This window comes from uncultured Ramlibacter sp., assembly GCF_936925435.1.
Lineage (GTDB): Bacteria > Pseudomonadota > Gammaproteobacteria > Burkholderiales > Burkholderiaceae_C > Ramlibacter.
This window is the reverse complement of sequence record NZ_CAKZHQ010000002.1, coordinates 300344-324641: the sequence shown is the minus strand read 5'-3', so window position 1 is coordinate 324641 and position 24298 is coordinate 300344. Positions and strand designations below refer to the sequence as shown.

The 24298-nt window shown below is 66.0% G+C and carries 26 protein-coding genes; 22 read left to right on the top strand and 4 right to left on the bottom strand.

Annotated features, from left to right (window positions below):
- Positions 1-79: 79 nt before the first annotated feature.
- Complete coding sequence (locus Q0632_RS01730) at positions 80-3229, bottom strand: Rne/Rng family ribonuclease (RefSeq protein WP_298923695.1); 3150 nt, start codon at positions 3227-3229, stop codon at positions 80-82.
- A 596-nt stretch (positions 3230-3825) separates the two neighbouring features.
- Here Q0632_RS01730 and Q0632_RS01725 point away from each other — a divergent pair.
- From Q0632_RS01725 to Q0632_RS01710, 4 genes are read left to right on the top strand one after another with little or no spacing between them, the layout of a single operon-like run.
- Positions 3826-4800, top strand: a complete 975-nt coding sequence (locus Q0632_RS01725) for an RluA family pseudouridine synthase (protein WP_298923693.1) — start codon at positions 3826-3828, stop codon at positions 4798-4800.
- A complete protein-coding gene (locus Q0632_RS01720; protein ID WP_298923691.1) occupies positions 4775-5440 on the top strand; it encodes an HAD family hydrolase in 666 nt (221 codons plus the stop codon). Before Q0632_RS01725 ends, Q0632_RS01720 begins: the two co-directional genes overlap by 26 nt.
- Positions 5441-5444: 4 nt before the next feature.
- Positions 5445-5810, top strand: a complete 366-nt coding sequence (locus Q0632_RS01715) for a Rieske 2Fe-2S domain-containing protein (protein ID WP_298923689.1) — start codon at positions 5445-5447, stop codon at positions 5808-5810.
- A 2-nt stretch (positions 5811-5812) separates the two neighbouring features.
- The gene (locus tag Q0632_RS01710) at positions 5813-6838 is read left to right on the top strand and encodes a S49 family peptidase (RefSeq protein WP_298923687.1); all 1026 of its coding nucleotides are present in this window, start codon (positions 5813-5815) and stop codon (positions 6836-6838) included.
- 4 nt (positions 6839-6842) lie between these two features.
- On the opposite strand, the gene Q0632_RS01705 is transcribed toward Q0632_RS01710, so the two are convergent.
- Together Q0632_RS01705 and Q0632_RS01700 are read right to left on the bottom strand one after the other, a co-directional pair.
- On the bottom strand, positions 6843-7604 hold the full coding sequence (locus Q0632_RS01705; RefSeq protein WP_298923685.1) for an SAM-dependent methyltransferase: 762 nt from the start codon (positions 7602-7604) through the stop codon (positions 6843-6845).
- Positions 7604-8221 (bottom strand): Maf family nucleotide pyrophosphatase, encoded by a 618-nt coding sequence (locus Q0632_RS01700; RefSeq protein ID WP_298923683.1) that lies wholly within the window; start codon positions 8219-8221, stop codon positions 7604-7606. Before Q0632_RS01700 ends, Q0632_RS01705 begins: the two co-directional genes overlap by 1 nt.
- Positions 8222-8246: 25 nt before the next feature.
- Between Q0632_RS01700 and Q0632_RS01695 the strand changes: the two genes are divergently transcribed.
- The 13 genes from Q0632_RS01695 (at position 8247) to Q0632_RS01635 (ending at position 18960) form a co-directional block, all read left to right on the top strand.
- Positions 8247-8792 (top strand): DUF177 domain-containing protein, encoded by a 546-nt coding sequence (locus Q0632_RS01695; protein ID WP_298923681.1) that lies wholly within the window; start codon positions 8247-8249, stop codon positions 8790-8792.
- Positions 8793-8926: 134 nt separating this feature from the next.
- Entirely contained in the window at positions 8927-9109 is a 183-nt protein-coding gene (rpmF, locus tag Q0632_RS01690; protein WP_168110083.1) for a 50S ribosomal protein L32, read from the top strand.
- A gap of 97 nt (positions 9110-9206) precedes the next feature.
- Positions 9207-10253 (top strand): phosphate acyltransferase PlsX, encoded by a 1047-nt coding sequence (plsX, locus tag Q0632_RS01685; protein WP_298923891.1) that lies wholly within the window; start codon positions 9207-9209, stop codon positions 10251-10253.
- 7 nt (positions 10254-10260) lie between these two features.
- The gene (locus Q0632_RS01680; RefSeq protein WP_298923673.1) at positions 10261-11238 is read left to right on the top strand and encodes a beta-ketoacyl-ACP synthase III; all 978 of its coding nucleotides are present in this window, start codon (positions 10261-10263) and stop codon (positions 11236-11238) included.
- A 51-nt stretch (positions 11239-11289) separates the two neighbouring features.
- On the top strand, positions 11290-12240 hold the full coding sequence (gene fabD, locus Q0632_RS01675; protein WP_298923671.1) for an ACP S-malonyltransferase: 951 nt from the start codon (positions 11290-11292) through the stop codon (positions 12238-12240).
- A complete protein-coding gene (gene fabG / locus Q0632_RS01670; RefSeq protein WP_298923669.1) occupies positions 12237-12986 on the top strand; it encodes a 3-oxoacyl-ACP reductase FabG in 750 nt (249 codons plus the stop codon). The genes fabD and fabG overlap by 4 nt, the downstream gene beginning before the upstream one ends.
- Before the next feature lie 102 nt (positions 12987-13088).
- Positions 13089-13328, top strand: a complete 240-nt coding sequence (gene acpP / locus Q0632_RS01665) for an acyl carrier protein (protein ID WP_048441207.1) — start codon at positions 13089-13091, stop codon at positions 13326-13328.
- Positions 13329-13334: 6 nt separating this feature from the next.
- On the top strand, positions 13335-14579 hold the full coding sequence (gene fabF, locus Q0632_RS01660) for a beta-ketoacyl-ACP synthase II (RefSeq protein WP_298923663.1): 1245 nt from the start codon (positions 13335-13337) through the stop codon (positions 14577-14579).
- Between the two features lie 42 nt (positions 14580-14621).
- Positions 14622-15089 (top strand): hypothetical protein, encoded by a 468-nt coding sequence (locus Q0632_RS01655; protein ID WP_298923661.1) that lies wholly within the window; start codon positions 14622-14624, stop codon positions 15087-15089.
- A complete protein-coding gene (gene rpoE / locus Q0632_RS01650) occupies positions 15086-15721 on the top strand; it encodes an RNA polymerase sigma factor RpoE (RefSeq protein WP_298923659.1) in 636 nt (211 codons plus the stop codon). The genes Q0632_RS01655 and rpoE overlap by 4 nt, the downstream gene beginning before the upstream one ends.
- Positions 15722-15751: 30 nt before the next feature.
- Positions 15752-16327, top strand: a complete 576-nt coding sequence (locus Q0632_RS01645; RefSeq protein WP_298923657.1) for a sigma-E factor negative regulatory protein — start codon at positions 15752-15754, stop codon at positions 16325-16327.
- 86 nt (positions 16328-16413) lie between these two features.
- On the top strand, positions 16414-17373 hold the full coding sequence (locus Q0632_RS01640; protein WP_298923889.1) for a MucB/RseB C-terminal domain-containing protein: 960 nt from the start codon (positions 16414-16416) through the stop codon (positions 17371-17373).
- 99 nt (positions 17374-17472) lie between these two features.
- Positions 17473-18960: a DegQ family serine endoprotease gene (locus Q0632_RS01635; protein WP_298923656.1), complete on the top strand. Its 1488-nt coding sequence runs from the start codon at positions 17473-17475 to the stop codon at positions 18958-18960.
- Between the two features lie 54 nt (positions 18961-19014).
- Here the strand turns inward: Q0632_RS01635 and Q0632_RS01630 are convergent, their stop codons facing one another.
- Positions 19015-19407, bottom strand: coding sequence for a hypothetical protein (locus Q0632_RS01630; RefSeq protein WP_298923654.1), 393 nt, complete (start codon positions 19405-19407; stop codon positions 19015-19017).
- Between the two features lie 35 nt (positions 19408-19442).
- Here Q0632_RS01630 and lepA point away from each other — a divergent pair, with 35 nt between their 5' ends.
- From lepA to era, 5 genes are read left to right on the top strand one after another with little or no spacing between them, the layout of a single operon-like run.
- Entirely contained in the window at positions 19443-21254 is a 1812-nt protein-coding gene (lepA, locus tag Q0632_RS01625) for a translation elongation factor 4 (protein WP_298923652.1), read from the top strand.
- Positions 21254-22225, top strand: coding sequence for a signal peptidase I (lepB, locus tag Q0632_RS01620; RefSeq protein WP_298923887.1), 972 nt, complete (start codon positions 21254-21256; stop codon positions 22223-22225). The genes lepA and lepB overlap by 1 nt, the downstream gene beginning before the upstream one ends.
- Before the next feature lie 30 nt (positions 22226-22255).
- Complete coding sequence (locus Q0632_RS01615; protein ID WP_298923650.1) at positions 22256-22609, top strand: DUF4845 domain-containing protein; 354 nt, start codon at positions 22256-22258, stop codon at positions 22607-22609.
- 10 nt (positions 22610-22619) lie between these two features.
- Positions 22620-23315 carry a ribonuclease III gene (gene rnc, locus Q0632_RS01610; RefSeq protein WP_298923648.1) on the top strand — a complete coding sequence of 232 codons (696 nt, stop codon included), beginning with the start codon at positions 22620-22622 and terminating at the stop codon, positions 23313-23315.
- A complete protein-coding gene (era, locus tag Q0632_RS01605) occupies positions 23312-24283 on the top strand; it encodes a GTPase Era (RefSeq protein WP_298923646.1) in 972 nt (323 codons plus the stop codon). Before rnc ends, era begins: the two co-directional genes overlap by 4 nt.
- Positions 24284-24298: the final 15 nt, after the last annotated feature.

Genomic DNA, 24298 nt, shown 5'->3' with positions numbered 1-24298 from the left:
CAAGGGGCGGCACAAAAGAAAAGGCCCGGTGCATCGCTGCAACCGGGCCTTTTGCGTCAGGCGCCAGCGGCGCCTGCGATCAGGACTTGGGGTTTTCGAACGGCAACTGCATGTTGCCCAGATCGCGCTTGGTCTCGACCAGCACCAGCGGTGCCTGCTCGATCACCACCGCGGGCGGACGCTCGCGCGGCACATGGACCGGCTTGACCTCGGCCGCGATGGCTGCCTGCACGGCAGCGATCTTGGCGGTGTCCGAGTTCACCCATTGCAGGCCCGAGCCACCAGCCACCTGGTTGAGCTGCTCGACCGGCAGGTCGAAGGCGCCAACCTTGGGCAGACCGCTCTTGGCAACAGGAGCCGGGGCAGCGACGGGTGCAGGTGCAGGTGCGGGTGCGGGTGCGGCCACGGGTGCAGATGCGCGCACCGGCTCTGCAGCCACGGTGGGCGCTTGCGCGGCTGCTGCAGCGTCTTCCGCCACGAAGCCGGTGGCGTAGCGCGGACGGCGCACCTCGTCGCCCTCCAGCGCAGGGCCCTGGTCGGCGGCGGGTGCTTCAGCCTGGGTGCCGTCTTCGCGTGCCGGGCGCTCGCCGCGCTCGCGGCGGTCACGGCCGTAGCGGTCGCGCGAGCGGCGCTCGCGGCGTTCGCCTTCCTGGCCTTCCGGCGCGTCGCCGCGGTTGTCCTGCTGGCCGTCCTGGTGGGTGTGTGACTCCAGCACAGCATTGGCGGCGGGCGCCTGCTGGCTGCCGTTGTCGGTCACCGCGCCGACCGAACCGGCGGCGCCGGCCAGGGCAGCGGCTTCCACCGTGCCACCACCGGCAGACGCTTCACGCGGGCCGCGGTCATTGCGGCGCTCGCCGCGTTCGCGCCGGCCTTCGCCGCGCTCACCACGCTCGCCGCGTTCGCCACGCGAGGGACGCTCGTTGCGCACTTCGGTGCCAGCCTCGTTGCCGGCAGGCACGCCGGTTGCAGCGCCGTCCAGGGCCGGACGGGCGTCGCCATCGCGGCGTTCGCCGCGCGGGCCACGGCCTTCGCCGCGGCCTTCGCGCGGCTCACGAGGTTCACGGCCTTCACGCGGCTCGCGGCTCTCGCGGGGTTCACGGCCCTCACGGGCTTCACGCGGCTCACGGTTCTCACGTGGTTCGTTGCGTTCACCGCGGCGTTGTTCTCCATCGCGGGCGCGGCCTTCGGTGTTGCGCGGCTGGCCTTCGGCGCCCTCGGCGCGTGCCGGCTGGCCCTCGCGGGTGTCACGGCGCGGCTCGCCGTCACGGCCACCGCGGCGTCCGCCGCGCTCATTGCGGCCTTCGCCACGACCTTCACCGCGGCCTTCGCCACGACCTTCACCGCGGCCTTCGCCACGGCGGCCATCACGGCGCTCGCCGTCGCGGCCGCCACGGCCTTCGCGGCGTTCTTCGCGCTTGGGCTCAGCTGCTGCGGGCGTGGCAGGCTTGGCGGCGGCCGGTGCCGGGGCAATGCCCAGCAGGTTTTTGACCCAGCCAAAGAAGCCGGCCTCGGCCGGTGCTGCTGCGGCGGGCGCGGGTGCGCGGGCTGCGGGTTGCGGCGTACGGGCAGCGGCCGGTTGAACGGCGGCTTTGACCGGCTCCGGCTTGGGCACGGCGATGGGCGCTGGCGCGTCGGGCAGCACGCCCTTGATCACCGGCTCCTGCTTGTTCTGACGCTCCTGCGAGCGGCGCGTCACCGTGGTCGGGTCCTCGACCTCCTCGGCCATCGCGTAGCTGGCCTGCAGGTTGTCCAGGCGCGGGTCGTCGTGCTTGAGGCGCTCGAGCTTGTAGTGCGGGGTTTCCAGCGACTTGTTGGGCACCATGATCACGCCGATGCGCTGCTTGAGCTCGATCTTGGCGATCTCGGCGCGCTTTTCGTTGAGCAGGAAGGACGCGACTTCCACCGGCACTTGCACGTGCACGGCGGCCGTGCCGTCCTTCATCGACTCTTCCTGGATGATGCGCAGGATCTGCAGGGCAGAGCTCTCGGTGTCACGGATGTGGCCGTGGCCGCCGCAGCGCGGGCAGGGGATGGAAGCGCCTTCGCTCAGCGCGGGGCGCAGGCGCTGGCGGCTCATCTCCATCAGGCCGAACTTGCTGATGGTGCCGAACTGCACGCGTGCACGGTCTTGCCGCAGCGCATCGCGCAGGCGGCTTTCCACCTCGCGGCGGTTCTTCGACTCTTCCATGTCGATGAAGTCGATGACGATCAGGCCGCCCAGGTCGCGCAAGCGCATCTGGCGGGCCACTTCGTCGGCGGCTTCCAGGTTGGTGCGGGTGGCGGTTTCCTCGATGTCGCCGCCCTTGATGGCGCGGGCCGAGTTGACGTCGATGGAGACCAGCGCTTCGGTGTGGTCGATGACGATGACGCCGCCCGAGGGCAGCTTGACTTCACGGGCATAGGCCGACTCGATCTGGTGCTCGATCTGGAAGCGCGAGAACAGGGCGGCGTCGTCGCGGTAGCGCTTGACGCGTGCCGCGTGCTCGGGCATCACGTGGGCCATGAACTGCTGGGCCTGGTCGTAGATGTCGTCGGTGTCGATCAGGATGTCGCCGATGTCGTGATTGAAGTAATCACGGATGGCGCGGATGACCAGCGACGACTCCTGGTAGATCAGGAAGGCGCCCTTGCCGCCCGTGGAAGCGCCGTCGATGGCGCCCCACAGCTTGAGCAGGTAGTTCAGGTCCCATTGCAGTTCGGGCGCGCTGCGGCCGATGCCGGCGGTGCGCGCGATGATGGACATGCCGTTGGGGTATTCCAACTGGTCCATGTTCTCCTTGAGCTCGGCCCGGTCGTCGCCCTCGATGCGCCGGCTGACGCCGCCGCCGCGCGGGTTGTTGGGCATCAGCACGACGTAGCGGCCGGCCAGCGAGATGAAGGTGGTCAGGGCCGCGCCCTTGTTGCCGCGCTCTTCCTTCTCGACCTGGACCAGCAGTTCCTGGCCTTCCTTGATCGCCTCGTTGATGCGTGCCTGGCTGGGCGAGACGCCCTGCTGGAAATACTGCTTGGAGATTTCCTTGAACGGCAGGAAGCCGTGGCGGTCTTCGCCGTAGTCGACGAAGCAGGCTTCGAGCGAGGGCTCGACCCGCGTCACCACGGCCTTGTAGATGTTGCCCTTGCGCTGTTCGCGCCCTTCGATCTCGATTTCGTAGTCGAGGAGTTTTTGTCCATCGACGATGGCCAGCCGGCGTTCTTCCGCCTGCGTGGCATTGATCAGCATCCGCTTCATTGCGTCACCTTTTCTCAGTCTCTCGCGAAGTCAAAATGACTTCAACAGACCCTTTAGGGGTCAACGATGCCTGGCAGACGCTTCGAAACGGATGGAATTGCCGTGACCGTACGCGAGCGGAGTCTTTAACTCGGCTTGCGGGGCGGGGGCGCGTGGATGGGGGCGAGCCGGAGGCGGCACAGGGGGGCTACAAAATTCGTAGCAGGCTGTGCGCACAGGATGCGGGTTGCGGGCGTTTCCATGCCTTCGGCGGGGGCTGTGAGCCACCGCCAGCAGGCCAGGATGATTGCCATCAACACAGAAGTTCTCGCTTTGATCCGCCCGCAGCTTGATCGAAGCTGGCGGGCTGGTATTCCGTATCAGTGTTTCAAAGTGTCGGCATCTCCGGCATTTGGCCCGGCCACCGCAAGCATCTGGCTTGCGGTCTGCTGGGGAAAACGACGTCGGCATCGACCTTCCAGCGTGTCCGGTGGAGGTGCGTGGACTAAACTCCAGGCAAATCAACCACTTACGGCGTTACGCTAGTGAAACACATTATAGGGGGCAGCAAGCCCCCTGGAAAGGCCGTCACAAAAACGGCTGCAGTTTCCACCCAGATGGCGGCGCCCGCAGTCCTGGCGGTGCCGCAGGCCAGCAGCGTCACCGTGGACGAGGACGGCGCAGGCCAGCGGCTGGACAACTTCCTGCTGCGCCAGCTCAAGGGCGTGCCCAAGACCCATGTCTACCGCATCATCCGCAGCGGCGAGGTGCGGGTGAACAAGGGCAGGGCCGGTGCCGATACCCGGGTCGAGGCCGGCGATGTGGTGCGGCTGCCGCCGGTGCGCACCTCGCAGAAAGCGGCCGACAAGCTGGAGCGGCCGGCGCCGCCGCGCGAATTCCCGGTGCTGCTGGAGGACGAGCATGTGCTGGCCATCGACAAGCCGGCCGGCGTGGCCGTGCACGGCGGCAGCGGCGTGAGCTTTGGCGTGATCGAGCAGCTGCGCCAGGCGCGTCCGGCGGCGCGCTTCCTGGAACTGGTGCACCGGCTGGACCGCGAAACCTCGGGCATCCTGCTGCTGGCCAAGAAGCGCTCGGCGCTGACCGGGCTGCAGGACCAGTTCCGCGAGCGCGAGACCGGCAAGACCTACCTGGCCCTGGTCACGGGCGCCTGGCCGGCCAACAAGAAGGTGATCGATACGCCGCTGCACAAGTACCTGCAGGCCGACGGCGAGCGCCGCGTCAAGGTGGTGGCCAAGGACGACCCCGATGGCATGCGCGCCATCACCCTGGTGAAGGTGGCCCAAAAGCTCGAGGGCTTCAGCCTGCTGGAAGTGACCATCAAGACCGGCCGTACCCACCAGATTCGCGTCCACCTGGCGTCCCAGGGCCACCCGATCGCCGGCGACGACAAGTACGGCGATTTCGAGCACAACAAGGCGCTGCAAAAGCGAGGCCTCAAGCGCATGTTCCTGCATGCTTGGCGGTTACAGTTCAACCACCCGGCCACGGCCGAACGCATCGAATTGCAGGCTGAGCTGCCTGCCGAACTGAAGTCCTTCGTTGACCATGTCCCAGCGCCTGCGCCAGTTTGACCTCATTGCCTTCGACTGGGACGGCACCCTGTTCGATTCCACCCAGATCATCGTGCGCTGCATCCAGCGGGCGGTGGTCGACGTGGGCGGCACCATGCCGACCGACCAGGCCGCCGCCTACGTGATCGGCATGGGCCTGACGCAGGCCCTGGCCCATGCCGCGCCGGATGTGCCGGCGGACAAGTACCCGCAGCTGGGTGCGCGCTATCGCCAGCACTACATGGCGCACCAGAACGACATGAGTTTCTTCGCCGGCGTGATGGCGCTGCTGCAGCAGCTGCGCGAGCGCGGCCACCTGCTGGCTGTGGCGACGGGCAAGTCGCGACGCGGCCTGGACGAGGTGCTGCGCACGCCCGAGCTGTACGGGGTTTTCGACGGCTCGCGCACCGCCGACGAGACGGCAGGCAAGCCCGATCCGCTGATGCTGCGCGAACTGATGGCCGAGTTCGGCACGGAGCCGGCGCGCACCCTGATGATTGGCGACACCACCCACGACCTGCTGATGGCGCGCAATGCCGGCTGCCCCAGCGTGGGCGTGAGCTATGGCGCCCACGACGCTTCGACCTTCGACGCCCTGGCGCCGCTGCACGTGGCCCATTCGGTCGCCGACCTGCAGCAATGGCTGCTGGCCAACGCCTGATGTGATGGAGCAGGCCGTCGCGCTGTGCAATAGCGCCGACCTGGTGGAGGGCGGTGAGGCCGTGCCCTTCGATGTGGTGGCCGGCGGCCAGACTTGCCGCGCGTTTGCGGTGCGCTTCGAAGGCCGAGTGCATGCTTACCTGAACCGCTGCGCCCATGTGGCCATGGAAATGGACTACCAGCCCAACCGCTTTTTCGACGACAGCGGCCGCTGGCTGCTGTGCGCCACCCACGGCGCGGCCTACCGCCCCGACACCGGTGAGTGTGCCGGCGGGCCTTGCCGCGGCGGCCTGCTCAAGATCAACCTCACCGAGCATGATGGTGTCGTGCACTGGCATACTGCCCACAACCTCCATCCCCTGGCATTCTGACCATGAACGAATCCCTGCCGCCCGGCCCTTCTGACGAAGGAAATCCGGCTGTAGCCCCCGCCGAATCTTCGCGATCTGCTATCAAAAATGAAGCTGGAAAGCCCGGCTGGGAGCACTCCACGATGGAGCGGCTGTTGTTTGCCACGCTGGCTGAGCAGCGCAGCGCGCGGCGCTGGCGCACTTTCGTGCGGCTGGCCTGGCTGGTGTTCCTGGTCGTGCTGTTGTGGATGGCGATAGGCCGGGGCGGCCCGAGCAGCGCCGACAAGTCGCTGCCGCACACGGCCGTGATCGAGATCAAGGGCGAGATCGCCGAGGGCTCGGACGCCAGCGCCGAGTTCGTGGTGGCCGCCATGCGCGCCGCCTTCGAGGACACCGGGGCCCAGGCCCTGGTGCTGCTGATTAACTCGCCGGGCGGCAGCCCGGTGCAGGCCGGCATCATCAACGACGAGATCAAGCGCCTGAAGGCCAAGTACAAGAAGCCGGTCTACGCGGTGGTGGAAGAGTCCTGCGCCTCGGCGGCCTACTACATCGCGGCGGCAGCCGACAAGATCTTCGTCGACAAGGCCAGCATCGTCGGCAGCATCGGCGTGCTGATGGACGGCTTTGGCTTCGTCGGCATCATGGAGAAGCTGGGCGTGGAGCGTCGCCTGATGACGGCCGGCGAGAACAAGGGCTTCCTCGACCCCTTCAGCCCGCAGACCGACAAGCAGCGCGCCCATGCGCAGCAGATGCTGGACCTGGTCCACAAGCAGTTCATCGACACCGTCAAGGCCGGCCGCGGCAAGCGGCTGAAAGAAACCCCCGAGCTGTTCAGCGGCCTGTTCTGGACCGGCCAGCAGGCGGTGGAGATGGGCCTGGCCGACCAGCTGGGCAACCTGGACTTCGTCGCGCGTGAAGTGGTCAAGGCCGAGGACCTGGTCGACTACACCCGGCGCGACAACGTGGCCGAGCGCCTGGTCAAGAAGTTCGGCGCGGCGATGGGCGAGGGCGCCATGCGCGCGCTCAAGACCGCACCGGCGCTGCGCTGAGCGCCTAGCGTCCCAGCAAAAACACAGCCGGCGTATCGCCGTCCAGCGGTGCCGGTTTTTGCTTCCAGCCCTTGACCGTGTCGCTGCGCACCAGGGCGCGCGGCAGGGTCAGGCCGCTGGCCACGGCCAGCCGCGTGTTGGGCTGCAGCGTCTGCACCAGCGCCGTCCACAGCGCCAGGTTGCGGTAGGGCGTCTCGATGAACAACTGGGTCTGGCCGCTCTTCAAGGCCAGGGATTCGAGCTCGCGGATGCGCTTGGCGCGCTCGACGGCGTCCTGCGGCAGGTAGCCCACGAAGGCGAAACTCTGACCGTTCAGGCCGCTGGCGGCCAGGGCCAGCAGCAAGGACACCGGGCCCACCAACGGCTGCACCTGCAGGCCCATGTCGTGGGCGGCGCGCACCACCGAGGCGCCGGGGTCGGCGATGGCCGGCATGCCGGCCTCGCTGACCAGGCCGATGTCGTGGCCTTGCAGGGCCGGCGCCAGCAGGGGCCTGGCGTCGTAAGCCACTGCGTGGTCACCCTTTTTGTGGACCTCGCGCGGCAGTTCGGTGATCACCTGCTCCTGCACGGGTTTGACCAGGGGGTGGATCTCGTGCACCCGCTTGAGGTAGGCGCGGGTGGACTTGGCGTTCTCGCAGATCCAGTGGTCCAGGCCGGCGGCGGCGGCCAGCGTGGCGTCGGGCAGGGCGTCCGACAGCGGCGCCTGCACATCGCAGCCGAAGTCCAGCGGCGCCGGCACCAGCAGCAGCTTGCCCAGGCTGGCCATCAGATCACCCTCAGGCCGGCGGCGCGCAACATCCGGCAGGTGCGGATCAGGGGCAGGCCCACCAGGGCCGTGGGGTCGTCGCTGGCGATGGACTCCAGCAGGGCGATGCCCAGGCCCTCGCTCTTGGCGCTGCCGGCGCAGTCATAGGGCTGCTCGGCCTGCAGATAGGCCTCGATCTCGGCGTCGGACAGGTCGCGGAATTGCACGCGCACGGGCGCCAGATCAAGCTGCTCGAAGCCGCTTTCCACACAGACCACGGCCAGAGCGGTCTGGAACACCACCGTCTGGCCGCGCATGCGCCGCAGCTGCGCGGTCGCGTTGGCGTGGTTGCCGGGCTTGCCCAGGCTTTCACCCGCCAGGTCGGCCACCTGGTCCGAGCCGATCACCACCGCCTGGGGAAAGCGCCGCGCCACCGCGCGCGCCTTTTCCAGCGCCAGCCGCCGCGCCAGCACCGCTGGCGCTTCACCGGCTTGCGGGGTTTCATCGACCTCGGGCGCTGCCACCTCGAAGGGCAGGCCCAGTCGGGTCAGCAATTCGCGCCGGTAGCGCGAGGTGGAGCCCAGCACGAGCAGGCGGTTGGGGGAGGGAGGGGCAGCGGTGGCAGGGGTCTCGGGCATGGGGCGATTCTCTTACACTGGCTGCATGAACAAAGAGTTCGCCGCACGCCGGCTCGATATCAAAAGCTTTGCCGAAGAGGGCGCGCAACTGGCCGGTCGGGACACGCTCGACCAATACCCCCGCTTGCTGGCCGAAACCCAGGGCCGTGGCGCCGGCCTGCCCCTGGCGTGGGCGGCCCAGGGCGAGTTGCGCAATGCAGAGCATGTGAATCCTCAGGTCTGGCTGCATCTGCAGGCCGATGCCACGCTGCCACTGGTCTGCCAGCGCTGCCTGGGGCCGGTGGATGTGGCTGTGACGGTCGACCGGTCATTCCGCTTCGTGGCCGACGAGGAGACCGCGGCGGCCCAGGACGACGAGGCCGAGGAAGACCTGCTGGCCCTGTCGGCCAGCTTCGACCTGGCCGAACTGGTCGAGGACGAATTGCTGATGGAGATGCCGGTGGTCCCGCGCCATGAGGCCTGTCCGGAGCCGGTCAAGCTGACCGTGGCCGACAAGGACTTTGAGGCCGCTGCAGGGGCGCGCGACAACCCCTTCGCCCAGCTGGAAAAGCTCAAAACTGGTAAATCTTAGGAAAATCAACAGCTTGGGCTATAATTGCGGGCTTCGCGCTGAACGGCCGTCCGGCTTCCCGTGCGTTCCCGCCAACCCAATCGATTAACCCGCCCAGCGCCCATGGCGCCGGGCCCAAAGTCCAGGAGCCCATCATGGCCGTCCAGCAGAACAAAAAGTCCCCGTCCAAGCGCGGCATGCACCGCTCGCACAACGCCCTCGTGGTGCCGGGCATCGCCGTGGAACCGACCACCGGCGAAACCCACCTGCGCCACCACATCAGCCCGACCGGCTTCTACCGTGGCCGCAAGGTGCTCAAGACCAAGAACGAAGCCTGATTGCGCTTCGTAGCCTCCAAGGCCCGGTGCCGCGCTTTGCGCAGCACGGGCCTTTTGTTTGGGTTCGGCCGCCCCGTCTCGCTCTACATTTGAGTCCATGACCACACTGGCTGTCGATTGCATGGGGGGCGACCACGGTCCCCGCGTCACCCTCGCTGCCTGCCGGCAATTCCTCGACCACCATCCTGATGCCCGCCTGCTGCTGGTGGGCGCCCCGGCCAGCCTGCAGGCCTTCAGTCACCCGCGCGCGCGTATCGTCGCGGCCAGCGAAGTGGTGGCCATGGACGATAGCGTCGAAGTGGCGCTGCGCAAGAAGAGGGATTCTTCGATGCGCGTGGCCATCCAGCAGGTCAAGGACGGCCAGGCCCAGGCGGCAGTGTCCGCCGGCAACACCGGCGCCCTGATGGCGCTGGCGCGTTACCTTCTCAAGACTCTGGACGGCATCGACCGCCCCGCCATCGCCTCGCCCCTGCCCAATGCCAAGGGCGGCTCCACCACGGTGCTGGACCTGGGCGCCAATGTCGACTGCACCGAACACCACCTGCTGCAGTTCGCCGTCATGGGCTCGGCCCTGGTGTCGGCTCTGAAGAATGAAGACCAGCCCTCGGTCGGCCTGCTCAACATCGGTGAAGAAGTCATCAAGGGCAACGATGTCATCAAAAAAGCAGGTGAATTGCTGCGATCTGCAGCCAATTCCGGAGATTTGAATTTTTACGGAAATGTCGAAGGCAACGACATTTTCAAGGGGACGACCGACATCGTGGTCTGTGACGGTTTCGTCGGCAATGTCGCCTTGAAGACCAGCGAAGGCCTGGCCAGCATGATTGGCGGCTTTCTCCGCGAGGAATTTTCCCGCAACCCATTGACAAAAATTGCAGGCATCTTTGCTTTACCTGTCTTAACTGCGTTTAAAAGTCGCGTCGACTACCGCCGTTACAACGGTGCGGCCCTGCTGGGGCTGCGCGGGCTGGTGTTCAAGAGCCATGGCTCGGCCGACGAGTTCGCTTTCGAGCAGGCCCTGGGCCGGGCGTATGATGCGGCCCGAAATCAATTGCTGGACCGGGTCCAGGCGCGCATAGCCCATGCCCGGCCCCTGCTGGTGCGGGAAGCCGAGGCAGCGCCCCTCGAGGCCGACGCAACCTGAAACCTCTATGAGACGCTATTCCCGCATCACCGGCACTGGCAGCTACCTGCCGCCGCGCCGGCTGACCAACGCCGACTTGGCGGCAGAACTGGCCGCCAAGGGTGTCGAGACCTCCGACGAATGGATCGTCGAGCGCACCGGCATCCGGGCCCGCCATTTCGCTGCACCGGATGTCACCACCAGTGACCTGGGCGCGCAGGCTGCGCGCCAGGCCCTGGAAGCTGCCAGCATCCCGGCCAGCGACATCGACCTGATCATCGTGGCGACCTCGACGCCGGACATGGTGTTCCCCTCAGCCGCCTGCATCTTGCAGAACAAGCTGGGCATCGGTGGCTGCGCGGCTTTCGATGTGCAGGCCGTCTGCAGCGGCTTCGTCTATGCGCTGACGGTGGCCGATTCCATGATCCAGACCGGGGCTGCCAACAAGGCGCTGGTCATTGGCGCGGAAGTGTTCTCGCGCATCCTGGATTTCAGCGACCGCACGACCTGCGTGCTGTTCGGCGACGGCGCCGGCGCCGTGGTGCTGGAAGCATCGGACACCCCGGGCATCCTGGCGAGCGACCTGCATGCCGACGGCAAGCACGTGGGCATCCTGTGCGTTCCGGGCACGGTGTCGGGCGGACAGGTGCTGGGCGATCCCGTCCTCAAGATGGACGGCCAGGCCGTCTTCAAGCTCGCCGTCGGCGTGCTCGAGGACGCGGCGCGCGCCACGCTGGCCAAGGCCGGCAAGACCGAAGCCGACATCGACTGGCTGATCCCCCACCAGGCCAACATCCGCATCATGCAGAGCACGGCCAAGAAGCTGAAGCTGCCGATGGACAAGGTGGTGGTGACGGTGGACCAGCATGGCAACACCTCGGCGGCATCGATCCCGCTGGCGCTCGATGCCTGGGTGCGCAACGGCAAGATCAAGAAGGGCGACACGCTCATGCTCGAGGGCGTGGGCGGTGGCTTCACCTGGGGCGCGGTGCTGCTGGACTTCTAGTCCCGCCAGCCACCGGCTTCGCACTTTCACAATCCATTGAGGCAAACGCGCATGAAACCCTTTGCTTTCGTGTTTCCGGGCCAGGGCTCGCAGTCGGTTGGCATGCTCGACGCCTGGGGCGAGCACCCGGCCGTGGCCCAGACCCTGCGGGAAGCTTCCGATGCCCTGGACCAGGATCTGGCCCTGTTGATCAAGGAGGGCCCCAAGGAATCGCTGGCCCTGACCACCAACACCCAGCCCGTGATGCTGGTGGCGGCGATCGCCGCTTACCGCGCCTGGCTGGCCGAAGGTGGCGCTGCGCCGGCCGCGGTGGCGGGCCACTCGCTGGGCGAGTACTCCGCATTGGTGGCCTCGGGCGTGCTGACGCTGGCCCAGGCCGTGCCGCTGGTGCGATTCCGTGCCCAGGCCATGCAGGACGCGGTGCCGGTGGGTACCGGCGCCATGGCGGCGGTGCTGGGGATGGATGCGCACAAAGTCATCGAGGGCTGCGCCGAAGCGGCCCGCTCTTTCGGCGCCAATACCGCCGAGGTCGTCGAGGCAGTGAACTTCAACGATCCGGCCCAGACCGTGATCGCCGGCAGCAAGGCTGCGGTGGACAAGGCCTGCGAGGTGCTCAAGGCCAACGGCGCCAAACGTGCGCTGCTGCTGCCGGTGTCCGCACCCTTTCATTCCAGCCTGATGAAGCCCGCGGCCGAAAAGCTCAAGGACAAGCTGGCGCAGACCGCTTTCGCGGCGCCGCAGATCCCGCTCATCAACAACATCGAGGTCCAGGTCGAGACCGACCCGGACCGCATCCGCGCGGCCCTGTACGCGCAGGCTTTCGGGCCGGTGCGCTGGGTCGCGTGCGTGCAGGCCATCAAGGCGCGCGGCCTGACCACCATCGTCGAGTGCGGCCCCGGCAAGGTGCTGGCCGGCCTGGTCAAGCGCATTGACGCCGACCTCACGGGCATGGCGCTGTACGACCCCGCCACGCTGGCCGAAGCGAAGGGAGCATTGGCATGAGCGAGACCAAATTCGAAGGCCAGGTCGCCCTGGTCACGGGCGCATCGCGCGGCATCGGTGCGGCCATCGCCCTGGAACTGGCGCAGCGCGGCCTGCAGGTGATCGGCACGGCCACCACCAACGAGGGCGCCCAGAAGATCAGCGCCGCACTGGCGGCTCACGCCGGCTGCAAGGGCGCCAGGCTGGACGTCAATGACGTCGCCGCCGCCGAGGCCCTGATCGACAGCATCGTCAAGGAGCGCGGTGGCCTGCAGGTGCTGGTCAACAACGCCGGCATCACGCGCGACATGCTGGCCATGCGGCTGAAGGACGAGGACTGGGATGCGGTGCTGGACACCAACCTCAAGGCCGTCTTCCGGATGAGCCGTGCGGTCATGCGGACCATGATGAAGCAGCGCTACGGCCGCATCATCAGCATCACTTCGGTGGTGGGCGCTTCGGGCAACGCCGGCCAGGCCAACTACGCGGCCGCCAAGGCGGGCGTGGCGGGCATGACACGCGCATTGGCGCGCGAATTGGGAAGCCGCGGTATCACGGTCAATTGCGTGGCGCCCGGCTTCATCGAGACCGACATGACGTCGGGCCTGCCCGAAGAGCAGCAAAAGGCGCTGCTGGGCCAGATTCCGCTGGGCCATCTGGGCAAACCCGGCGATATTGCGCATGCTGTGGCATTCCTTGCCTCGCCCCAGGCCGGCTATGTGACGGGACAAGAGCTCCACGTCAATGGCGGCATGTACATGGCATAGCAGTCACTCACAACCGGTTTATCCGTCCGGCGGCGATCACGGGGGAAAAGCACCCCGTGGCAGCTAAAATCACGGATTCATTCACAACCCTTTGAGGGAACCATGAGCGATATCGAAGCACGTGTCAAAAAAATCATCGCCGAGCAACTCGGCGTGGAAGAGTCCCAGGTCACCAGCGAAAAGGCCTTCGTGGCAGATCTGGGTGCCGATTCGCTCGACACGGTGGAACTGGTGATGGCGCTGGAAGACGAATTCGGCATCGAGATTCCGGATGAGGACGCCGAGAAGATCACCACGGTGCAGAACGCCATCGATTACGCCAACACCCACCAGAAGGCCTGATCCGGAATGAGCCGTCGCCGTGTCGTCGTGACCGGCCTGGGCTGCGTCAGCCCCGTGGGCAACACGGTGGAGCAATCCTGGGCCAATCTGCTTGCCGGCAATTCCGGCATTGACCTCATCACCCACTTCGATGCAGGCAACTTCGCCTGCAAGTTCGCGGGCGAGGCCAAGGGCTTCAACATCGGAGACTACATCCCCGAGAAGGACGCCCGGCACATGGACAGGTTCATCCACCTGGGCCTGGCTGCGGCCTGCCAGGCGGTGGCCGACAGCGGCTTGCCCACCAATGAGGCGCTGGACGGGGAACTGGCCACGCGCATCGGCGTGAACATCGGCGCCGGCATCGGCGGCCTGCCGATGATCGAGCAGACCCATGCCGAATTGACCAACCGCGGGCCGCGCCGCATCTCGCCGTTTTTTGTGCCGGCCTCGATCATCAACATGATCTCCGGCCACGTGTCGATCAAGTACGGATTCAAGGGCCCGAACATCGCCGTGGTAACGGCCTGCACCACAGGCCTGCACGCCATTGGCCTGTCGGCCCGCCTGATCGAGTGCGGCGACGCCGATGTGATGGTCGCCGGTGGCGCTGAAGCCGCCATCTCACCCCTGGGCATTGGTGGGTTCGCGTCGTCGAGGGCACTGTCCACCCGCAACGACGATCCCAAGACGGCTTCGCGCCCCTGGGACAAGGACCGCGACGGCTTCGTGCTGGGCGAGGGCGGCGGTGTGCTGGTGCTGGAAGAGTACGAGCATGCCAAGGCGCGCGGCGCCAGGATCTATGCCGAGGTTGCCGGATTCGGCATGAGCGCCGACGCGTACCACATGACCGCACCCGATGTGGATGGCCCGCGCCGCTCCATGGTGGGCGCGCTGCGCAATGCCGGCGTCAATGCCGACGAGGTGCAGTACCTCAATGCCCACGGTACCTCCACGCCGCTGGGTGACCTGAACGAAACCAACGCCATCAAGGCCGCTTTCGGCGATGCCGCGAAGAGTCTGGTTGTCAATTCGACCAAGTCCATGACCGGCCACCTGCTGGGCGGCGCCGGCGGCATCGAATCGGTTTTCACCGTGCTGGCGATCCACCAGCAAAAGAGCCCGCCGACCATCAACATCTTCAACCAGGACCCGGAGTGCGACCTGGACTACTGCGCCAACACGGCGCGGGACATGAAGATTGACGTGGCCGTGAAGAACAACTTCGGGTTCGGCGGCACGAACGGGACACTCGTTTTTAAACGTCTTTAAAAACGTGGGCCCTGTTCTTCAAGCGCGCCTGACCTGTTCTCCATGCACAACGCCCCATCGGTGACTTACCCGGTGGGGCGTTCGTCTTTGCCGGGTGTCCTTCTGGCGGTGCTGTGGCTGCTTGGCGCGGCCGCGGCGGCCGCCTGGGCCTGGCAGACCGCCCCTTCGGCCGGGGCGCAACTGCTGGTGGCCGCCGTGCTGGCCCTGGCCGGCGCCTGCGCTCTGCGCATGTGGCGACGCCTGCCCGAAGGCGAACTGGCTTGGGACGGCCGGGGCTGGTTCTGGCCAGCTCTGGCGGCCGAGGCCGGCGTGCTGGCGGTCAGCCTGGACCTGCAGCGGGCCCTGCTGCTGCGCTGGCAGGGCCGCGGCGAGGGCAGGGGCGCGGCCCAGTGGCTCTGGCTCGATCGCGCGGCCTGCCCTGAACGCTGGGGCGACCTGCGCCGTGCGGTATATTCGCGCGCCACACCCGACGCGCTGGCCGGGGCCCGGCCGCCGGCAGCGAAACCATGACCTTGATCCCGCCCGTTGCCGCCCCCAGTCCCGCCGACACCGACCAGATGCTGGTGGAGCGCACGGTAGCCGGCGACTCCCGAGCCTACGACCTTCTGGTGCTGAAGTACCAGCGTCGCATCCAGCGGCTGATCGGGCGGATGGTGCGCGACGTCGACCTGGTCGAGGACATCGCGCAGGAGACCTTCATCCGTGCCTACCGTGCGCTGGCCCAGTTCCGGGGAGAGGCCCAGTTCTACACCTGGCTCTACCGGATCGCGGTCAACACCGCCAAGAAGACCCTGGGCGACCTCAAGCGCAATCCTCTGGTGTCGGAAAACTCCTTTCGCGGCGGTGATGAAGACGATGAAACTTCCGCCGTCGAGAATGAACTAACCACCGCCGAAACCCCCGAAACAGTGCTCGCCGCCAAGGAAATCGCCGCTGCGGTTAACTCGGCCATGGAGGCCCTGCCCGAGGAGTTACGCCAGGCAGTGACCCTGCGCGAGATCGAGGGCCTGAGCTACGAAGAGATCTCGGAAGTGATGAATTGCCCGATCGGCACCGTGCGGTCCCGGATCTTCCGGGCGCGCGAGGCGATCTCGGCCAAGGTCAAGCCCCTGCTGGAAAACCAGTCGGGCAAGCGCTGGTGAACGGCAATGCGGCAAGTTGATGGGACGAAGATGATGACTACGCAGGAAACAATTTCGGCGCTCGCCGATGGCCAGTTGCAGGGCGAGGAATTCGCGCGCTGCGTGCAGCTCGTCGCCCACGATCCGTCCGCCCGGGACACCTGGCAGGCCTACCACCTGATCGGCGATGTGCTGCGTTCGAGCGAGCTTGCGGCCGGCCCGGTGGACACCGCTTTTCTCGCGAAGCTGCAGCTGCGGCTGGCCCAGGAGCCCTCTTTTGCTATTAATTCGATAGCTTCTGAGGTCCAATCCACGGTGGCTCATGGCCAATCAGGTGCTGCAAAGCCGGCAGTCAACGATGCCAGCTTCCGCTGGAAGATGGTGGCCGGTGTGGCCTCCATGGCGGCGGTTGCGGCGATCGGCTGGACCGTGCTGGCAAGCCAGTCCGGCAAGCCCGAGCAGGCCCAACTGGCGGCCGCGCCGGCGCCGGTTGGCAGCGGCGTCATGATCCGCGATGCCCGCCTGGACGAATTGATGGCAGCCCACCGCCAGTTCGGCGGGGCCTCGGCCCTGCAGGCGCCCGCAGGCTTCCTGCGCAATGCCACGTTTGAAGGGCCGGCGCGTTGAGCAGCCACAGCCTGATCCGCACTGCCGCCTGGCATCCGCGCCTCCTGGGCCTGCGCGCTCTGGTGGCATTGGGCGCGCTGGCGGCCATCGGCCTGGCCCATGGCCAGAGCGCGGTTCCGGCCGTTGCCGCCAAGCCGGCCGAGCGCAACGTGTCCGAATGGCTGATGCGCATGCACGAAGCATCGCGCCAGCGCAGCTACATCGGAACCTTTGTGGTCTCGTCCAACGCCGGCGCCATGTCCAGCGCCAAGATCTGGCACGCCTGCGATGGGGAGCAGCAGATCGAGCGCGTGGAAATCCTCACCGGCGTGCCGCGCTCCACTTTCCGGCGCAACGACGAGGTCGTCACCTTTCTGCCCGAGGCGCGGGTGGTGCGCACCGAAAAGCGCGATTCCCTGGGCATGTTCCCGGAACTGCTCAAGTCCAACGAAACCGCCCTGGCGGAGTTCTATGGCGCCCGCCGCATCGGCCAGGACCGGGTGGCTGGCTTTGACGCCGACGTGGTGCAACTGGCGCCACGGGACAACCTGCGCTTTGGCTACCGCATCTGGAGCGAGAAGAAGTCCGGCCTGGTGGTCAAGCTGCAGACCCTGGACACCGACGGCACGGTGCTCGAGCAGGCGGCTTTTTCCGAGCTGCAGCTGGATGCGCCCGTGCGCATGGACAAGCTGGCCCAGATGATGGCCGCGCCCGAGGGCTGGCGCGTCGAGAAGTCGGAGGCCGCCCGCACCAGCGCCGCCGCCGAAGGCTGGACGCTCAAGGTGGCCGTGGCTGGTTTCAAGCCCATGAGTTGCTACAAGCGCCCGGCCGGTTCTGCCTCGGCGCCCGAAGGCACCATGCAATGGATCTTCTCCGACGGCCTGGCATCCGTCTCGCTCTTCGTCGAGCCCTACGAGCGCCAGCGCCATTCGCAGGAAGGTCTGTTCTCGGTCGGTGCCACGCAGACCCTGACCCGGCGCATTCAGGACTGGTGGCTCACGGCCGTGGGCGAGGTGCCGGCACAGACTCTGCGGGCCTTTGCGCAAAGCCTTGAGCGGCGCAAGTAAGCCCCCAATTGCGCAGGGCCGCTTTGCAAGACGTTTGCAAGGCGCTGGTGAACCAATCCGGATTGCCCGATTCCCATCAAGACATCTTTAGAGGTCCACATGCTCCAGATCGATTGGAAAAAAATGCGTTCATACGCGCTGGTGGGCGCGCTGGCCGCCGCCGGGACCATGGCTCTGGTTGCCGTCCAGCCGGTGGTGGCCCAGTCGGCGCCGCAGCCGCGCTCCCTGCCTGATTTCACCGATCTGGTCGAACAGGTCGGGCCCGCGGTGGTCAATATCCGCACGCTGGAAAAGCGCGCCGCCCCCGGCAGCGCCGCGCCCGGTGCCATGGACGAGGAAATGCAGGAGTTCTTCCGCCGCTTTTTCGGCCAGCCCATGCCCAACGCGCCGCGCCAGGGGCCGCGCCCGAACCGTCCGCAGGACGAGGAGGCACAGCCGCGCGGGGTCGGTTCCGGCTTCATCCTGAGTTCGGACGGTTTCGTCATGACCAATGCCCATGTGGTGGACGGCGCCGAAGAGGTGCTGGTCACCCTGCCGGACAAGCGCGAGTTCAAGGCCCGCATCGTCGGCACGCCCGACAAGCGCACCGACGTGGCCGTGGTCAAGATCGAAGCCACCGGCCTGCCGGCGGTCAAGATCGGCGACGTCAACCGCCTCAAGGTCGGCGAATGGGTGATGGCGATCGGTTCGCCCTTCGGCCTGGAAAACACAGTCACCGCAGGCATCGTCAGCGCCAAGCAGCGCGACACGGGCGACTACCTGCCCTTCATCCAGACCGACGTGGCGATCAACCCCGGCAATTCTGGCGGCCCCCTGATCAACATGCGCGGCGAGGTGGTGGGCATCAACAGCCAGATCTATTCGCGCTCGGGCGGCTTCATGGGCATCTCCTTCGCCATTCCCATCGACGAGGCCATCCGCGTGGCCGAACAGCTGCGCTCGCCCACCGGCCGGGTCTCGCGCGGGCGCATCGGCGTGCAGATCGACCAGGTGACCAAGGATGTCGCCGAGTCCATCGGCCTGGGCAAGCCGCAGGGTGCCCTGGTGCGCAGCGTCGAAAGCGGCTCGCCGGCCGACAAGGCGGGCGTGGAGGCGGGCGACATCATCACCAAGTTCGACGGCAAGGCCATCGAGAAGGCCACCGACTTGCCGCGCCTGGTGGGCAATACCAAGCCGGGCACCAAGTCGACCCTGACCGTCTTCCGGCGCGGCGGCTCCAAGGACCTGGGTGTGCAGATCGCCGAGATCGAGCCGGAAAAGGTCGCCACCAAGGCTCCAGCCAAGGACGACAAGCCCAAGGGTTCTCCGGCGGCGCAGTCGATCGGCCTGGTGGTCAGCGACCTGCCCGAGGCGCAGAAGAAGGAGCTCAAGCTCAAGGGCGGCGTCAAGGTCGAGTCGGTGGCCGAAGCGGCCGCCCGTGCAGGCATCCGCGAGGGCGACATCATCGTGGCCATCGGCAACACCGAAGTCGGCAGCCTGCGCGAATTCGACGCTGTGGTGGCCAAGGTGGACAAGACCAAGCCTGTCCCGGTTCTGCTGCGCCGCGGTGAGCTTGCCACTTACTTGTTGATTCGCCCTCTGCGCTGAATCTGCAACCCCGGCCTGCAAAGCCCCAGCCCGAAGTCGGGTTTGGGGCTTTTTTCAAAATATTTTTTGATGGCCAGAGATCAAAAAGAAAGTTTGCGCACGCTTACTTAATCGCCGGGCTAATGACGTTTTTCGATAGAATCCGTCCTGCGCATTGGCAATTAGACGCATAACAAAAACGCTGCCGACCACGATGCGAGAAGATTCCGGGTGTTGCACAGCCGATCCACAGATCGCCCACATGTTGTCCCAGTACTTGCCCACCAATTTTGTTGATAAGCTGTGTATAAAATTCCTGTTGCTGGCCTGCAACGACCCTGTTTTGGCGTCCCCACGTCTGTACTGCCCGGGCTTTTTGCCTACAATGAAGTTCCAACTATCGCAGTTGCCATAGATTGTTGGTTCAGGGCGCGTCACCACTCGACGCGCCCTTTTTTCTTTCCCCACGCCGTTTGAATTCAATCACTTAAGCGTTCCCGTTGATGAATCACATCAGAAACTTTTCGATCATTGCGCACATCGACCACGGCAAATCGACGTTGGCAGATCGTCTGATTCAGCGTTGCGGAGGACTGTCCGATCGTGAGATGCAGGAGCAGGTGCTCGATTCCATGGATCTTGAAAAAGAGCGTGGGATAACCATCAAGGCGCAGACCGCTTCTCTCAAATACAAGGCGCGAAATGGCGAGGTCTACAACCTCAATCTGATCGACACGCCAGGCCATGTGGACTTCTCCTACGAGGTCTCGCGTTCGCTGTCGGCATGCGAGGGCGCGCTGCTGGTGGTCGATGCCAGCCAGGGCGTGGAAGCGCAGACGGTGGCCAACTGCTACACCGCGTTGGACCTGGGAGTCGAAGTGGTTCCGGTCCTCAACAAGATGGACCTGCCGCAGGCCGATCCCGACAACGCCAAGGCGGAGATCGAGGACGTGATCGGCATCGACGCGACGGATGCGATTCCCTGCTCGGCCAAAACCGGCATGGGCATCGACGACATCCTGGAAGCCGTGGTGGCGCGCATTCCCGCGCCCAAGGGCAACCCGGACGGCCCGCTGCGCGCCATGATCGTGGACAGCTGGTTCGACACTTACGTCGGCGTCGTCATGCTGGTGCGGGTGGTCGACGGCCGCCTGGCCAAGGGCGAGCGCATCAAGCTGATGGCCAGCGGCGCCACCTACAACGCCGACAACCTGGGTGTTTTCACGCCCGGCAACGAGCCGCGGCAGTCACTGGAAGCCGGCGAGGTGGGTTACATCATCGCCGGCATCAAGGAGCTGCAGGCTGCCAAGGTCGGCGACACCGTCACCCTGATCAAGGCCGGCACCGGCGGCGCGGCCGCCACGGCGACCGAGGCGCTGCCCGGTTTCAAGGAAATCCAGCCCCAGGTCTTTGCCGGCCTGTATCCCACCGAAGCCAACCAGTACGACTCGCTGCGCGACGCGCTGGAAAAGCTCAAGCTCAACGACGCTTCGCTGCATTACGAGCCCGAGGTCAGCCAGGCGCTGGGCTTCGGTTTCCGCTGCGGCTTCCTGGGCCTGCTGCACATGGAAATCGTGCAGGAGCGTCTGGAGCGCGAATTCGACCAGGACCTGATCACCACCGCACCCAGCGTGGTCTACCAGGTGGTCAAGGGCGACGGCGAGGTGATGATGGTCGAGAACCCGTCCAAGATTCCCGACCAGGGCCGGATGGAGGAGATCCGCGAGCCCATCGTGACGGTGCATCTCTATATGCCGCAGGAGTACGTCGGGCCGGTGATGACCCTGGCCAACCTCAAGCGCGGCGTGCAGATGAACATGGCCTACCACGGCAAGCAGGTCATGCTGACCTACGAAATGCCGCTGGGCGAGATCGTCCTGGACTTTTTCGACAAGCTCAAATCCGTCAGCCGCGGTTACGCCTCGATGGACTACGAGTTCAAGGAATACCGGGCCTCCGACGTCGTCAAGGTCGACATCCTGCTCAATGGCGAGAAGGTCGACGCGCTGTCCATCATCGTGCACCGCAGCCAGGCGCCTTATCGCGGCCGGGCGGTGGTGGCCAAGATGCGCGAGATCATCAGCCGCCAGATGTTCGACGTGGCGATCCAGGCGGCCATCGGCGCCAACATCATCGCTCGCGAGACCGTCAAGGCGTTGCGCAAGAACGTGCTGGCAAAATGCTACGGCGGCGACATCAGCCGCAAGCGCAAGCTCCTTGAAAAGCAGAAAGCAGGCAAGAAAAGAATGAAGCAGATCGGCTCGGTCGAAGTCCCTCAAGAAGCCTTCCTGGCCATCCTGCAGGTGGAAGAATGATGCAGGCACTCACGGCCGTGGTGCTCGCGGCCTTCGCTGGCTACGCCGGCGCCTGGTACGTCGGTCTGGTGGAGGGCAACTTCGCGCTGCTGCTGTTCCTGGCCACCGTGGTCACTGGCCTGTACTGGCTGGCCGAGCGCCTGTACTTCCTGCCCCAGCGGCGCCGTGCGGCGGCGCAGCTGGAGGCGCAGGCGGTGACGCGCCGCGCCGACCTGGCCGCCCGCGGCATCACGCAGGTGGACGGCGATGTGGCCCAGGGGCGCCAGCGTCTGTTGATGCAGCCCTGGTGGCTGGACTGGACGGCCGGCCTGTTCCCGGTGATCCTGGCCGTTTTCGTGCTGCGTTCCTTCCTGTTCGAACCCTTCAAGATCCCGTCCGGATCGATGATCCCCACCCTGATGGTGGGCGACCTGATCCTGGTCAACAAGTTCACCTACGGCCTGCGGCTGCCGGTCATCCACACCAGGTTGACCGAGGGCACGCCGCCCCAGCGGGGCGATGTCATGGTCTTTCGCTACCCGCCCCAGCCCAGTCTGGACTACATCAAGCGGGTCGTCGGCGTGCCCGGCGACGAGGTCGCCTACCTGAACAAGAAGCTCACCATCAACGGCAAGCCGGTCAGCAAGCAGGCCGTGCCCGACTTCTTCGACGGCGATGCAATGCGCTACTTCAAGCAGTTCAGCGAGCAGGTCGGGGACCGGCAGCACCAGTTGCTCAACGACGACGCACGGCGCGGCGGCTTCGACGAACGGGAGATTGCGGACTTTCCTTTCAAGCAGAATTGCCGCTACAGTGTCGAGGGCGTGGTCTGCAAGGTACCGCAAGGTCACTATTTCATGATGGGTGACAACCGGGACAACTCGCTCGATTCACGCTACTGGGGCTTCGTGCCCGATCGCAACATCGTGGGCAAGGCATTCTTTGTCTGGATGAATTTCAGCGATCTCAAGCGGATCGGTTCTTTCGAATGACGGTTTTCTCTTCGTTGCGAGGGTGGGCAGATGGGACATAAATTCAAATCGGGTCAGAGGGGCGTTTCCTTTTTCACGCTGGTCTTCCTGATCGCCGTGCTGGTCGGTCTGGGTGCGCTTGCCGCCCAGGCTGTACCGACGGCAATCGAATACCAGGCGATCCTCAAGGCCGTCGAAAAGTCCAAGGCGGGGGGCTCGATCCCCGAAGTCAAGACCATTTTCGACAAGGCGGCGCAGATCGACGACATCAAGTCGATCACCGCCAAGGACCTGGAAGTCACGAAAGCCGGCGACAAGTGGCTCGTGAAGTTCGCCTACAACAAGGAAATCCACATGTTCGGGCCTGCCTACCTGCTGCTCAAGTACGCTGGGCAGTCGAAATAGCATCCCTCGCGTGAATGGTTTCCCTCCGGCCCACTCAGCCCTGCAGGATCGCCTGCAGTACCAGTTCGCGCAGCCGCAGCTGCTGGCGCGGGCGCTGACGCACCGCAGTTTCTCCGCCGACCACAACGAGCGCCTGGAATTCCTGGGTGATTCTGTCCTGAACCTGGCGGTCGCGGCCCTGCTGTACGACAGGCTCAAGGCCCTGCCCGAGGGCGACCTCTCGCGCGTGCGCGCCAATCTCGTCAAGCAGGACACCCTGCACCAGCTCGCGGCCGGTCTGGGCCTGTCCGACGTGCTGCGCCTGGGCGAGGGCGAGGCGCGCTCGGGTGGCAGCAAGCGGCCTTCCATCCTGGCCGACGCGCTGGAGGCCGTGATCGGCGCCGTGCACCTGGACGCGGGCTATGGCGCGGCCGAAGCGCTGGTGCATCGGCTGTTCAAGGACGTGGAAATCAATCCGCAGATGAAGGCCGTCGCCCGTGACCCCAAGACCGAGTTGCAGGAGTGGTTGCAGGGGCGCAAGATGAAGCTGCCGGTCTACCATGTGGTGGGCACGCTGGGCGCGGCGCACAAACAGACTTTTGACGTGGAATGCGAAATCCCCGAGCTCGGCGCTTCCGAGCGCGGTATCGGCGCATCACGCCGGGCCGGCGAGCAGGCCGCGGCAGCGGCCATGCTGCTGGCACTCAAGGCCAAGGGACACTCATGAATGCTATAGAAAATGAAGCGGCTAGCCCAGAAAACACGGGGGCTGGAGCGGCAATTGCTTCCGAAAATGGGAGCGGGCAGCGCTGCGGCCTGATCGCCATCGTCGGCAAGCCCAACGTCGGCAAATCGACCCTTCTCAACGCCCTGGTCGGCCAGAAGATCAGCATCACCTCGCGCAAGGCGCAGACCACGCGGCACCGCATCACTGGCATCCGCACCGTTGGCGCCGCGCAGTTCGTCTTCGTCGACACGCCGGGTTTCCAGACCCGCCATGCCAAAGCCTTGAACAAGTCCCTGAACAAGACGGTTCTGGGCGCGGTTGGCGACGTCGACCTGGTGCTGTTCGTGGTCGAGGCCGGCAAGTTCACCCCGGACGATGCCAAGGTGTTGACTCTGCTCAAGCCCGGCATCCCGGTGCTGCTGGTGGCCAACAAGCTCGACGAGGTGCACCGTCGCGGCGACATCGCGCCCTGGCTGCAGGAGATGCAGCAGCGCCACGCCTTCACCGAGTTCGTCCCCATGTCGGCCAAGAACGCCAAGGACGCGGAACGCCTGTTCGGCATCTGCGAGAAATACCTGCCCGAGCAGGCCTGGTGGTACGCCGAAGACGAACTGACCGACCGCAGCGAGAAATTCCTGGCCGGCGAGACGGTGCGCGAGAAGCTGTTTCGCTTCACCGGCGATGAGCTGCCCTATACCTCCACCGTGGTGGTCGAGAAGTTCGAGGAAGAGCCCAGCCCCAAGCACGGCCGCATGGTGCGCATCGCCGCCACCATCGTGGTCGAGCGCGACGGTCACAAGGCCATGGTGATCGGCGACAAGGGCGAGAAGCTCAAGCGCATTGGCACCGAGGCGCGCCAGGAGCTGGAAAAGCTGATGGACGCCAAGGTCTTCCTCGAGATCTGGGTCAAGGTGCGCAGCGGCTGGGCCGACGACGAGGCCCGGGTCAAGAGCTTCGGCTACGAGTAGCCAGGGCGACCTGAG